Below are 13,107 nucleotides of genomic sequence, written 5' to 3' on the forward strand. Positions count from 1 at the left end.
TGAATATGTTAATTTTTAGCAAGTTTATTTAATAAATTTCCAAGTCGGCACCCCGCTGTAGCTAACCGTTGCTTAACTGTCGTTTTGACAGAATGCTGGTATGCCTTAGATGGTTTATCGCCATTCTTTACTAAATAAGCCAACTCAACTGCTAACTGATGTGATTCTTCAGCCCACTGGCTTGGGTTTAATACTTCAACATTTGTTTCGCAAGGCCAGCGCTTTTCTAAATTACGAGCTTTTTTTACTATTTCCTGATAAGTAGATTGCTTCTTTAAATATCCACCACCATTATCCCAAAAGGCATGTAAATTATTAGCTACCGAATTAGATGCTAACATAATCAAATTTCCGCCCTGGTCCCCGTTAGGGTAAGCTTTACTAAATAAACTAACTGCATGCATTGGTTGATGAATATCCCCAATTACATGTAACAAAACACGCAAACTGAAACCCTTATCATAAGTAGTGGTTGTTTTATTTTTTAAAATAGCAGTGGCTTCATTGATAGCAAATATAGCATTAATTTTATCAGGCTCAGCAATAGGCGTTTTATCAATTGAATAAGGAATATCAACATAATGTAATGGCTGCAGCCACAGTTCATTTCGATAGCGTAAACGATCTAGCCAAGGTGCGGCGCTAACAAGTGATTTAGGACCATACACTTCATCAAGTGCATGGTTATATGAATTATAAATTTGTTTTGCCTGCGGCGTTAATTGATCGTAAGCAATTTGAGCAACAATACGATGACCTGTACTATTCCAAGCAAACGTACTTACACTAAATCCTAAACTTATCCCTAAACCTATTACGGAAACTTTTTTTTTCATCATTTATCCTAAATATGGCGACCATGCGGGTTCTTGTACATCTCCTTCCCGAGTAGGAAGACGTACTTTAACGCGGCCATCAATTGAAACCATCCCTAATATACCTTTATCCTGATAGCGAGTTGCATATAAAATGAGTCGACCATTTGGTGAAACAGAAGGTGACTCAGCTACCGGCGAAAAGGTTAATTGATTTATATAATTTTTACCAATTTCCTGTACGGCAATGGTAAAGCGACTCGTATCATCGCGATGCAACATAACAATATGTTTTTGATCAGGCGTATAAGATGCGCGCGCATTATAATTACCTTCATAAGTTACCCGACTGATATTACCATCAGCAAGTGATAACTTATAAATTTGCGGTGAGCCCCCACGTCCAGAAGTAAAGAGTAAAGAACGATTATCAGGCGCAAACCTGGGTTCAGTGTCGATAGATTCCCCAAACGTTAATTGTTTTAAACTACCATTGCTTAAATCAACGCTATATATTTTAGGGCTACCCCCTTTAGAAAGCACTACAGCAAGTTGTCGTCCATCAGGCGACCAAGATGGAGCGCCATTTATACCCATAAAATCAGTGACTAATGTTCTTCGTCCAGTAGCAACATTGACGATAAAAACTTGGGCTTTTTTCTTTTCAAAAGAAACATAGGCAATCTGACGACCATCAGGAGACCATGAAGGTGACATAAGCGGCGCTGTTGATACAAGTAAACTTTGCGGATTATGGCCATCAACATCTGCCACTTCAAGGAAATATCTAGAACGTCCGCCTTGTCTTTGTACCAGTACATAGGCAATGCGAGTAGAAAAAACACCTTTTTCACCAGTTAGTTTCTCATACACTAAGTCACTAATATGGTGAGCTAATGAACGCATCTCTTTAGCGCCCACTTGAAAGCTTTGCGTTAACAATACGCGGCCTTGTGCTACCGCATCAATGAGCTTGAAACTAACTTCATAATGATTAAATCCAGTTTTTATAACATGGCCTGTTAATAAGCTATCTGCCCCTGCCTGACGCCATACATTAAATGACACATCTTCAGCTGAATTACTGGGTAGCGTAACTAGTTTAAAGCGACCCGAAAAACGTAAGTCATTATTAATTACATTAGTTAATTCTTGACTTACACTATCATAACCAAACGAATTAATAGCAATTGGTAAAGCGGAATTAACACCTTGTGTTAGTTCCAAATCCAATGCAAACAAAGATTTTGCAAACACAATAAATAGTAGTGCTATAACTTTCTTAAGCATTTACCTACCCCCTAACATTTTCAGGTCTTACGGTTAAACTAATATCGCGGAATAAATCAAAAGTGGTTGGGTCAGTTGGCACAGGTAATGGTGATGCTTTATAAATAGCTGTTTGTGCTGAGCGATCAAGTATTGGATCACCACTACTGCGTATTAAACTTACTTCCAAAACCTCTCCACTAGGAGCCAAACGAATCCTAAATTGACTGGATAAATTATCATTTACATTTTCAGGCAGAATCCATTGCTGGCTAATGGCATTAATAATCATCGCCTTATATTTATTAACCTCGCCTGCAATCTTTGCTTTGTCTGCAGCCTCTTTAGCTGCTTGTTCTGCACGATATCGCTCTGCTTGCGCTTTTGCTTCCTTCTCAAGCTCTTCTTTTTCTTTTTTTTCTTGCTCTGCACGAGCTAAATTTATTTGTTCCTCTTGTTTAAGCAATGCAAGCTTTTCTGCCTCTTGGCGCTGTTTCTGCTCTAATTGCTTCTGTTTATTTTTGAGGTCCTCTAAACGCTTCGTTTCTTGCTCTCTTTGTAACGCCAATTGTTTTAAACGTTTTTGCTCTTCTTCTATTGCTTTCTTTTTAGCTAAAGCTAATTTAGCAGCCTCTTCCTTTAATTTAGCTAACCGCTGTTGCTCTTGCAAACGTGCCTTACGAGCAGCTTCAGCTTGTTTTTTTAATTCAAGTTGACGATCTTGCTCCGCTTTTTGTTGTTTAACTCGCTCTTCTTTTAAGTGATTTACCGTGTCCATGACTTCTTTACTGTCAACACTTACTGCTTTTACAATCTCAGGCTTAGGCTGATCTGCTACCTCTGCAGTTATTATCTGGCCTGGCTTATTTTCAGTTTCTTTAACTAAAACAGGTCTACTGCTCATCGATTCAGTGAATAGTAAAATACCTAAAACAAGATGTAAAAAAAGAGCAATAAAAAATGATTTACGATAACTATTATCAATCATCCCTGATACTCCTGTGTTACATTTGCAGAATCTGTTAATAAGCCAACCTGCTCTGCTCCTGCTTGTTTAAGTAATCCCATAGCAGCAACAACTTTACCATAAGAAACACCTTGATCACCTTTAACAAGGACGTTTAGAGCCTGGTGTGTTTGTTTTGCTAATTCTAATTCAGCAGCAACGCGTACCATAAGAGCATGTGGTTCAATAGGATTATTAGGCTGGCTATGAATATTTAGAAAATAATCACCTTGCTGATTCACAGATACAATAATAGGCTCTCGGTCGCCAGATGCTAAGGACTCACTGGCAGCTTTAGGTAAGTCAACCGTCACGCCTTGTGTAAGTAGAGGTGCGGTAATCATAAAGATAACTAATAAAACAAGCATAACATCAATATAAGGCACCACATTTATTTCAGCTACTGGACGTATACTAGTTCGCTTTTTTCTTAACATATTACCCTCTAACTGGCACTGCAGTTTGCTGTTCAATTAAAGCAACTAATTCATCTTGAAATAAATCGTACTGATTTAATAAATGATTTGCCCGAGTTGAATAACGATTATAAGCAATCACAGCAGGAATGGCGGTAAATAAGCCTAATGCTGTTGCTACTAAAGCTTCTGAAATACCAGGCGCTACCATGCCAATCGTTGCCTGTTGAGCTTGGCCTAATGCTTGCAATGACGTCATTATTCCCCAAACTGTTCCAAATAAACCAATATAAGGTGCAATAGATCCTACTGAGGCAAAATAAGGGAGGTGGCGCTCAAGTTTATTGGCTTCTTTAGTATGATTAATTTGCATTACGCGCTGAATAGGTTCAAGTATGACAGCACCATGTTTTCTAATCCGAATATACTCTTTAAAGCCTGCATGAAAAATTGAGGCTAATCCATGTTTTTCGCGGGGGCTACTATCGATGTCACTGTATAACTTACTTAAATCTGTGCTTTCCCAAAACCGCTTAGTAAAATCGTTATATTCGCGTCGTTTACGACTAAAATACCAAGCTCGTTGTAATATAAGTGTCCATGAAAAAATTGATGCAACAAGTAAAATCAACATTACAAGTTTTACAACAATACCTGCTTGTACAAAATAACCCAAAACACTGGCATGGCTACCCATGTTTTTATTCCTCCAATAATTAGGTATGTTAAAATTAATTTAAAACGTTAGCTAAGTTATCTGGTAAACGCTTTGGTTTCATTTCCTTATTTATACATACAACTTTAATAGTGCCCTGGCAGAGCAACTTTTCTTTAGCTTCCATTGTTTGTTCAAACAACAAACTACAGCTCGTTTTATCGCTAATAAAAGTGCTGATAGATAATACATCATCTAAGCGCGCAGGGTAATAGTAATGCAATTTAATATCTGAAATTGAAAAATAATAATCAAGCATTGCGAGCTTAGTTAAAGGTAAACCAGCCTGCCTTAACATTTCTGAACGTGCACGCTCAAAAAAGCGAAGATAATTAGCATGATAAACAATACCCATAGCATCGGTATCTTCGATGTAGACGCGAAAGTTAGTTTGATAAGTTTCTTTAAGATTCATCAACGGGCTCATGAGTGGGCGATACTATTCCCAAATGCTGATAGGCTAACTCAGAGGCTACTCTACCTCGTGCCGTACGCATCAGAAAACCTTGTTGAATAAGATAAGGTTCAATAACATCTTCAATCGTTCCTTTTTCTTCACCAATAGCGGCAGCAATACTCTCAACACCTACAGGCCCCCCTGCAAATCGTTCAATTACGGCCATTAATAATTTTCTATCCATAATATCAAAACCATGTTGATCAACCTCTAACATTTGTAAAGCAAGTTTTGCTATTTCTAAGGTTATGATACCTTTACCGCATACTTCAGCATAATCCCGTACTCGTCTTAAAAGGCGATTAGCAATTCGAGGCGTTCCTCGCGAACGTATTGCAATTTCACGTGCGCCTTCTTCATCTGTTGAAACTTTCAATAAACGAGCTGAGCGAGCTACAATTTTTGTGAGGGCATCTACGGAATAAAATTCTAAACGTTGTACAATGCCAAAGCGATCGCGCAAAGGTGAAGTTAAGGACCCTGCCCGAGTCGTAGCTCCAATTAAAGTAAAAGGTGGTAATTCAAGTTTAATAGAACGAGCTGATGGACCCTCACCAATCATAATATCTAATTTATAATCTTCCATCGCTGGGTAAAGTACTTCTTCAATGACTGGGTTTAAACGATGAATTTCGTCAATGAAAAGAACATCATTTTCTTCAAGATTAGTAAGAAGTGCAGCAATATCGCCAGCACGTTCCAACACAGGGCCGGAGGTTTGTTTTAAATTGACCCCAAGCTCATGAGCAATAATCCCTGCTAATGTTGTTTTTCCCAGTCCCGGCGGCCCAAAAACCAATACATGATCAAGGGCGTCTTGCCTATTTTTGGCAGCATCAATAAAAATGCGCATTTGTTGGCGAACCGCATCTTGCCCAATATAATCTTCAAGACTTAAAGGACGAATAGCTCGCTCAATAGCATCTTCTTGACCAGCGGTAGCACTTATGAGGCGATCACTTTGCAACATAATTTTCATTCTTATAATCTATTTTGCTGCATTCTAGCATACTTCTTTAGATAGGTTGATGGTCTTTTTGTATTTATATTGTGTAGGTTTATTTATACTTAAAAAGTTTTAAATATATTTGTTATTATTTATGATTGCCAGATTAAGCTGAATTCAAAATTAATTGAAATTAATATAATCACACTCTTAATTATTAATTTTAGTGTACCTTTTCAATTAATCTTAAAAGACGTTTTTTATCATGTGAAAGTTGGTCTGCAAAAATAACTATTACTTTACGTGTTGCATTGCTACGTAATTCCATTAAAAAGAAAAGGCCACAATCTAGAATAATGCGCATTTTTTCATATTTAAGCTCCAAACCAGAATTACCAGCTAAAATCCACTCATCTTTTAGAAAGATTAATTTTTTAAAATGTTTATAAGGGATGGGATTATTGTAAACAGAAATAAAATTTAAAACTAAGCATAATATTAAACAAATGTTAATAGTCCATCCTAGGCGACTATTAACTAACATATAAGCTGCAAAACTATAGATTACACAAGTAAGGCGCAGGTAAGACGTCGACTTATTTAACTCGATTATGCATCTGGATAAGTTCAACAATGGCTAACATCTCCTTATCAGCTGGTTTTTCACTACCCATTAACCAACAGTATAATTCCGGGTCAGATGTATTAAGTAGCTGCTCAAATACACTGACTTGATTATCTTGTAGTTTATCTAATGATTGTTCAATAAATTGGTTAAGTAGTAAATCAAGCTCTAGCATTCCACGACGGCAGTGCCACTTTATTTTCGCTTTTCGAGTTTGATCAATCATTGTGTTTTAATTGTCAAAAAAGGCGATATTACACTAAAATTTGTACTCATCGCAATTAAGGTTAATATAAATATGAACCAAGAGTCTTACGTCATCAATACACGCGTCTATAACACGTTTCAAAATATCAATCAGGAACTTATTTTAAATAGTAATAAAAATTATCTTTTTGATTTATCCTATTTAGCAATATTAAGTATTGAAGGCAACCAAGCTGAATCTTTTTTACAAGGACAATTAACTTGTGATGTGCGGGATATAAACCATACTACTATGCGTCAAGGCGCATTATGTAATTTAAAAGGACGCATCCAAGCATTACTGGATATTGTTAAATCTACAACTTACCAGCTCATTTTACCCACCGATCTCATTGCAGATACACAAACAAGTTTGAGTAAAGTGGCTATGTTATCGCGCGTGCAATTAAGTATTAAGAATAACTATAAAGTATATGGTTTTTATTTAGGTAACAAGCATGACAAATTACTACCTAAAACTCACTTACCCACCGAAAAATATGGTTTATCTATAAATGAGAATGGTTATTGTTATTGTATTGACGGATCGCATTTTATAATTATTAGCTCTATAGCTAATCAAGATGCCTTAACAGCGCCATTTATAAGTAATCAACAATTTTGTGGCTCATTGGCTTGGCATTATCTACGAATCAAACAAGCAAAAGTAGAGATTTATCCTAATACGCGTGGTTTATTCTTACCTCATCGCCTTGAGCTTCATAATCAAGGCTATATCAATTTTAATAAGGGATGTTATAAAGGACAAGAAATTATTGCGCGTACTCATTATCGAGCTAAACTCAAACATCACTTAGCAGTTTTTACAATTAAAATTGAGCAACCCTTCAATGCCGGGGATAAACTCTTTGATGAATCAGCTCAGCGCGAAGTAGGAGAAGTTATTGATTATTGCCCTTTATCAACAGATGGTGAATTTTTAATCGCAGCAAGTATTCTACACGACCATCCTAATAAAGTTATTATTGCAGGCCAACAACAACCTATTACATTAGAGAAAAGATAACCTGGGTTGATTGCTTACATCTTGTGAATGATGAATGCTCTCTATGATTAAAATCCTCTGGATTTTGCGAATAAGTCGCGGAACGTAGATAGTATTTAGAATGCTGTATAGGTGATGAAAGCAAAAAATAGGCAATGGTTAAAATGCACTGTAGATGATAGTTAGAGTAAGCCATAGGTAGGCCAAATGAAAAGTAAGAAGCACACAAAAATTCCGCTTCCCTTTATGCCTACGTCTCGCAGCTTGTCTGCCGGATCCAGTGTTAGAAGTGATTCCTGGATCCCAAGACAAGTTACGGAACATTGGCGAAAGTTTTATGTTTACAAGGTAGCCTGGGTGCACGAAGTGAAACCCGGGTTACGGCTAAAAGGCCTGCACCCAGGCTACTTCTTTAACGCATCACCTACGTCGAACTTAAACAATGGAATGTAAGCACTGTCTTCGCCCCCTATGTCCCGTGGCTTGTCCAAGGATCCAATAAGACTACTTATGTCTAGATTCCGCAAACAAGTCGCGGAATCTAAGCAATGGCTAAAGCAGAACAATTTAACTATTTAACATCAACAACCGTAGTATCTTTTTCAGCCATTTGTATAGTCGTTTGAGTAAGGGCTAATAATTCACGTATTGCAACAAAAAACATTGTATAGTTAAGGGTAGTTGAAGCACGTAAATCAGTTAAGATATGACGCCATCTATTAATCAATCCTGCATGCTGCTCTGACCATTCTCTAAAGCAGGTCATGTAGTCTCGTTTATTATCACCTAACTTGATAATACCGGCAGTCAATTGGCGCTGTTGCCAATCCAAATCATCGCGCAGTGCTTCTCTTGATAATGACTCCCAATTATTTTCAGCTGGATGAGCAATAACCTGGTTGCGTATCCAAGCTAAGTCTAAAAATTCACCAATACCAAAATAAACTTCAGCAACGCTTGTTACACTAATATCAAGTTGTTGTGAAACTTCAATGATATCCATGGCAGAAAATAAGGGTCGCGTTAAAGCTATTTCATGGGCTAAACTTGCTGGAATACCTAATTCTAAATACTGATTTAAATATTCTTCATATTGAACACGATTATTTTCACCAAAAATAAGAGGGATTGCACCTTTTAACTCAAGCACACCAGGCGAATAATTTTTGATTGCTTTACCAATATTTAAGCGCATGCGTTGATTACGTAAGAACCAGCGCGTAACACGTCTTAATAATCGGATATAAAGCATAATTAATTCCATTTGCTTTTCAGCCGTTACACACGATTCAATACTTTCAATTTGCTTCCAAATATTATCTACTTCAAGCACACGACGAGCGATGATATATGCACGTACAATAGCCGCTACTGATGCACCTGTTTCTTCTTGCATTCTAAATATAAAAACAAAGCTCATCTCATTTAAGATAATATTGCTTAATTTAGTAGCAATAATTTCTCTCTTTAGAGGATGATCTTGCATTTCCTTACTAAACTTTTCTTGTAATGGTTTAGGGAAATAGTTAATTAACAAGGCTTTAAGGTAAGAATCTTCAGGTACGTCCGAAGCTAAAATTTGCTCTTTTAATATCATTTTGCTATAGCAAAGCAATACTGAAATAGTAGGAGTCGTTAGACCTTTACCCATTAGCTTTCGCTCTATCAATAACTTTTCAGTTGGTAAAAATTCAACTGCTCTATCAATCTTACCCGTACGCTCCAATTCATTAATATACCGATTATGCAATTCAAATGTACGTAGGCCCTGGCCTGCTGTCAGACTAATAGCCCGTGTTTGCATAAAATTATCGGCAAGTACTAAAGAAGCCACTTCACCTGTCATTTCGCTTAATAATTCATTACGCTGTTTAAACGTTAAATCGCCAGCTGTTACTATGCTATTAAGTAAAATTTTGATATTCACTTCTTTATCTGAACAACTTACCCCAGCAGAATTATCAATAAAGTCGGTATAAATAAGGCCATTATTTAAAGCATATTCAACTCGCGCTAACTGAGTTAAACCAAGATTACCCCCCTCTGCCACAACTTTACAACGTAACTGGTTAGCATTAATACGGGTAGCATCATTCGTTCTATCACCTACATCAATATGACTCTCATTTTGAGCTTTGACAAAGGTACCGATGCCAGCGCTCCAAAGTAAATCAACTCTTGCTTTTAAAATAACTTTAATTAGTTCATTAGGTTCAATTTCATTAACGGTAATATCAAATACTTGTTTCATTTCCTTACTAACAGGAATTGATTTTGCAGTTCGATTAAAAACACCGCCACCTTTTGAAATTAATTTTTTCTGATAATCCATCCAAGTTGAGCGAGGTAGGTGAAATAGACGTGCGCGCTCTTGGAAACTCACCTCAGTATCAGGATGGGGATCAATAAAAATATGAACATGATTAAAGGCAGCAACTAACTTGATATGCTTAGAAAGCAGCATACCATTACCAAACACATCCCCTGACATATCACCAATGCCAACTACGGTAAAATCAGTTTTATTAATATCAACGTTCATTTCATAAAAATGACGCTTTACTGACTCCCAGGCGCCACGAGCGGTAATACCCATTTTCTTATGGTCATAACCTACTGATCCGCCTGATGCAAACGCATCACCCAACCAAAAGTTGTACTCTAAAGAAATAGCATTGGCTATATCAGAAAAGGTTGCAGTTCCTTTATCAGCAGCAACAACTAAATAAGGATCATCTTCATCAAAACAGATAACTTGTGGTGGTTTAATAACTGTTCCTTCCCTGTAATTATCCGTAATATCAAGCAAACTACGTATAAATAATTGATAACAAGCAATCGCTTCAGCTTGTATATCCTCTCTATTACCTGTGCTAGGCAGCCGCTTAGGTACGAATCCTCCTTTAGCGCCCGAAGGTACAATAACGGCATTTTTAACTTGTTGGGCTTTCATTAGCCCTAATATTTCGGTACGGAAATCTTCACGGCGATCTGACCAACGCAATCCACCTCGTGCCACTTTGCCGCCTCGTAAATGTACCCCCTCGAATCGAGGTGAATAAACAAAAATCTCAAACATTGGATAAGGTTTAGGTAATCTCGGAATTAATTTGCTATTAAGTTTAATAGCAATACAGGACTTATGTTTACCTTGACTATCAACTTGGTAGAAATTAGTTCTTACAGTTGCAGTAATAGCTTGAATATATTGCCTAATAATTTTATCTTCGTCTAAATTTGAGACATCATCTAATGACTTAAGAATTTGATTAAGCTGATCTGTAAACTGCATGTCGCGAGTAGTGGTTTCTTGAGGATTAAATCGAATCTCAAAAAGCTGAACCAATTTCCTCGCAATGGCTGCATTATTATTAAGGGCAGTTTCTATATATTCTTGGCTAAAGGTAAATCCAATTTGCTTGAAGTATTTTGCATAAGTACGAAGAATAGCCACCTGTCGCCAATTTAAGCCAGCACCAAGCACTAATTGATTAAACCCATCATTATCTGCTTCGCCTGTCCATATATTGGCAAACGCATTTTGAAAAAGTTCCTTAATTTCATCAATATCAAAAGCCATTTGCTTAGTATATTGCAAAGCAAAATCATTAATCCAAGTAATACGACCATCTTCAAATTTTAAAACATAGGGTCTTTCACTAATAGCACGCATCCCTAAGTGCTCAACAATAGGTAAAACGTCAGATAAGGGAATAGTGACATCATGTTGATATATTTTTAACCGAAAACTATCAGCCATTTCATGCATTGGGCGATAAAAATTCATCACTAGTGGGTTATCTTGAGACAAAGCTTCCACATGCTTAATATCGTAAACTGCTGTACGGGCAGTGAAGTTATCACGATAATTACTAGGAAAAGCATTTTTATAGCGTGAATAGAGTCGATTGGCTATCTCTTCTCCAAATGCATCACTTAGAAAATGAAGTAAATCATCTATCCAAGAGCGTCCGACTTCGATTAGTTTTCGCTCAATTTCTTTAAAATCCCATTGAGTATTATCATCAGGGTTAGTTCTAATTAAAAAATGAATTCGAGCTAGAATAGATTCGGTAAATGTAGTGGAAAATGTTATTTCTAAAGCATGGAAACTTTCTGCTAATATTTTTTCCATTGCATGGCGCAATTCAGAAGTAAAGTGATCTTTAGGTACATACACTAAACAAGATACAAAACGTCGATATGGATCAGTTCGTACGAATAACCGAATACGTCGACGCTCCTGCATATAATAAATGCCCATTGCAATTTCTAATAATTCATCTTCAGAAGCTTGAATGAGTTCATCTCTAGGCAATGTTTCTAAAATATTTAAAAGTATTTTTCCTGCGTGGCTTCGCGGCTCAAGATTAGAATTTTTCATTACCTGCGCCACTTTATGACGCAAAAATGGAATATGCTTAGGATTAGTGTTATAAGCAGCTGAGGTGTAAAGGCCTATAATACGTCGCTCGCCTATTACTTCTCCTTTCTTATTAAAACGTTTAACACCAATATAATCAGTGTAGGTTCGACGATGTACTGTCGCTTCCGTATTGGTCTTAGACATCACTAATATACGTGGTGATAGGGTTAGTTCACGTGCCTCAGGTGTCATTGATGAAATACTACGGGCGTTTGATTTACTTAAACTGGGTCTCAGTACGCCTAATCCTGTCTCAGGTATAGGCTGCAAAACCATCTCATCACCTTTTTTTACTAATTCATAGTCTCGTAAGCCTAAAAAAGTAAAATGATGGTCTTCAATCCAGCGGAGAAAGGCTTTAGTTTCTTCGGCTTCAGCTGGATCAAGGCCTTTAAGTTGATCAATTTCCTCAATTGCTTCACATACCTTTTTACGCATTTCTGGCCAATCTTCGACCACAGCACGGTTATCGTCTAAAACCCTTTCAATATTACGATGTAATTCCTCAAGGATAGTGGGATTAGTTTGCCTATCAATTTCCATAAAAATGGGGGCTTCAACTAAAACGTCTTGTTTCTTTCCACTGCCATGCGGTAAAACAGCTACAACATTATTTTCTTTATCCCTTTTAACACATAAGCCACCTAAATAAATTACTAGATGAGAAGCAAGGCCTAAACGCGTAATTACCATGCGCAATGAATCAACTAAAAATGGAATATCTTTAGTAATTATTTCAACTACAGTATGTGTTGTTTGCCAACCGTGTCGTTCAAACTCTGGATTATAAATGCGAACTTTTGTTTCATTGGGTGCTCTATTTTGCATAAAAGCCCAAAAGTTAATAGTGGCACCGTATAAATCATCAATATCCCACTCTTGAAGATCATCTAAGGCGACAGTACCTAAAAATTGCTGAACAAAAGCAGCACACAACTCTGCCTGCTTTGAATTCATTTTTTGCTTAATTTTAGCCACCACTGCATCAATAATTAAGACTTTGCTCTCTTCAAATTTGTAAGACATTCATTCACCTCATTAGGCATGAAAAAAATTGTACGAATTATATACCGTTGGTGTAAGATGGTATATATGAAGTTCTTAAATTGTTAATTTTTTAACAGCTAATTTTCTTGTTTCTCTTAAGTCTTTAGGCAATACCATGCAATAACGTCTTAAA

Annotated in this window: 11 protein-coding genes; 1 reads left to right on the forward strand and 10 read right to left on the reverse strand. The window is 36.8% G+C overall.

Annotated features, from left to right (window positions below):
• Positions 1-8: 8 nt before the first annotated feature.
• The 9 genes from DYH30_RS08945 to DYH30_RS08985 form a co-directional block, all read right to left on the reverse strand.
• Entirely contained in the window at positions 9-836 is an 828-nt protein-coding gene (locus DYH30_RS08945) for a S1/P1 nuclease (RefSeq protein ID WP_160116183.1), read from the reverse strand.
• A 3-nt stretch (positions 837-839) separates the two neighbouring features.
• Positions 840-2,105, reverse strand: coding sequence for a Tol-Pal system beta propeller repeat protein TolB (gene tolB, locus DYH30_RS08950; protein ID WP_115331333.1), 1,266 nt, complete (start codon positions 2,103-2,105; stop codon positions 840-842).
• Between the two features lie 4 nt (positions 2,106-2,109).
• The gene (gene tolA / locus DYH30_RS08955) at positions 2,110-3,072 is read right to left on the reverse strand and encodes a cell envelope integrity protein TolA (protein WP_115331334.1); all 963 of its coding nucleotides are present in this window, start codon (positions 3,070-3,072) and stop codon (positions 2,110-2,112) included.
• Positions 3,069-3,527: a protein TolR gene (gene tolR, locus DYH30_RS08960; protein WP_115331335.1), complete on the reverse strand. Its 459-nt coding sequence runs from the start codon at positions 3,525-3,527 to the stop codon at positions 3,069-3,071. The genes tolA and tolR overlap by 4 nt, the downstream gene beginning before the upstream one ends.
• A 1-nt stretch (position 3,528) precedes the next feature.
• Positions 3,529-4,203: a protein TolQ gene (gene tolQ / locus DYH30_RS08965; protein WP_115331336.1), complete on the reverse strand. Its 675-nt coding sequence runs from the start codon at positions 4,201-4,203 to the stop codon at positions 3,529-3,531.
• Between the two features lie 34 nt (positions 4,204-4,237).
• Positions 4,238-4,636 carry a tol-pal system-associated acyl-CoA thioesterase gene (gene ybgC, locus DYH30_RS08970; RefSeq protein ID WP_115331337.1) on the reverse strand — a complete coding sequence of 133 codons (399 nt, stop codon included), beginning with the start codon at positions 4,634-4,636 and terminating at the stop codon, positions 4,238-4,240.
• Positions 4,626-5,648: a Holliday junction branch migration DNA helicase RuvB gene (gene ruvB / locus DYH30_RS08975; RefSeq protein ID WP_115332540.1), complete on the reverse strand. Its 1,023-nt coding sequence runs from the start codon at positions 5,646-5,648 to the stop codon at positions 4,626-4,628. The genes ybgC and ruvB overlap by 11 nt, the downstream gene beginning before the upstream one ends.
• A gap of 199 nt (positions 5,649-5,847) precedes the next feature.
• On the reverse strand, positions 5,848-6,168 hold the full coding sequence (locus tag DYH30_RS08980; RefSeq protein ID WP_115331338.1) for a hypothetical protein: 321 nt from the start codon (positions 6,166-6,168) through the stop codon (positions 5,848-5,850).
• 52 nt (positions 6,169-6,220) lie between these two features.
• Positions 6,221-6,472 (reverse strand): succinate dehydrogenase assembly factor 2, encoded by a 252-nt coding sequence (locus tag DYH30_RS08985; protein WP_174233277.1) that lies wholly within the window; start codon positions 6,470-6,472, stop codon positions 6,221-6,223.
• A gap of 75 nt (positions 6,473-6,547) precedes the next feature.
• On the opposite strand from DYH30_RS08985, the gene ygfZ reads away from it, so the two are divergent.
• Positions 6,548-7,522 carry a CAF17-like 4Fe-4S cluster assembly/insertion protein YgfZ gene (gene ygfZ / locus DYH30_RS08990; RefSeq protein WP_115331340.1) on the forward strand — a complete coding sequence of 325 codons (975 nt, stop codon included), beginning with the start codon at positions 6,548-6,550 and terminating at the stop codon, positions 7,520-7,522.
• A gap of 550 nt (positions 7,523-8,072) precedes the next feature.
• Here ygfZ and DYH30_RS08995 read toward each other — a convergent pair.
• Positions 8,073-12,953 carry an NAD-glutamate dehydrogenase gene (locus DYH30_RS08995; protein ID WP_115331341.1) on the reverse strand — a complete coding sequence of 1,627 codons (4,881 nt, stop codon included), beginning with the start codon at positions 12,951-12,953 and terminating at the stop codon, positions 8,073-8,075.
• Positions 12,954-13,107: the final 154 nt, after the last annotated feature.

Source organism: Legionella busanensis, from assembly GCF_900461525.1.
GTDB lineage: Bacteria > Pseudomonadota > Gammaproteobacteria > Legionellales > Legionellaceae > Legionella_C > Legionella_C busanensis.

Coding starts and splice junctions, on each gene's coding strand:
- DYH30_RS08945 (WP_160116183.1), bottom strand. CDS start 836: ATGAAAAAAAAAGTTTCCGTAATAGGTTTAGGGATAAGTTTAGGATTT.
- tolB (WP_115331333.1), bottom strand. CDS start 2,105: ATGCTTAAGAAAGTTATAGCACTACTATTTATTGTGTTTGCAAAATCT.
- tolA (WP_115331334.1), bottom strand. CDS start 3,072: ATGATTGATAATAGTTATCGTAAATCATTTTTTATTGCTCTTTTTTTA.
- tolR (WP_115331335.1), bottom strand. CDS start 3,527: ATGTTAAGAAAAAAGCGAACTAGTATACGTCCAGTAGCTGAAATAAAT.
- tolQ (WP_115331336.1), bottom strand. CDS start 4,203: ATGGGTAGCCATGCCAGTGTTTTGGGTTATTTTGTACAAGCAGGTATT.
- ybgC (WP_115331337.1), bottom strand. CDS start 4,636: ATGAATCTTAAAGAAACTTATCAAACTAACTTTCGCGTCTACATCGAA.
- ruvB (WP_115332540.1), bottom strand. CDS start 5,648: ATGTTGCAAAGTGATCGCCTCATAAGTGCTACCGCTGGTCAAGAAGAT.
- DYH30_RS08980 (WP_115331338.1), bottom strand. CDS start 6,168: ATGTTAGTTAATAGTCGCCTAGGATGGACTATTAACATTTGTTTAATA.
- ygfZ (WP_115331340.1), top strand. CDS start 6,548: ATGAACCAAGAGTCTTACGTCATCAATACACGCGTCTATAACACGTTT.
- DYH30_RS08995 (WP_115331341.1), bottom strand. CDS start 12,953: ATGTCTTACAAATTTGAAGAGAGCAAAGTCTTAATTATTGATGCAGTG.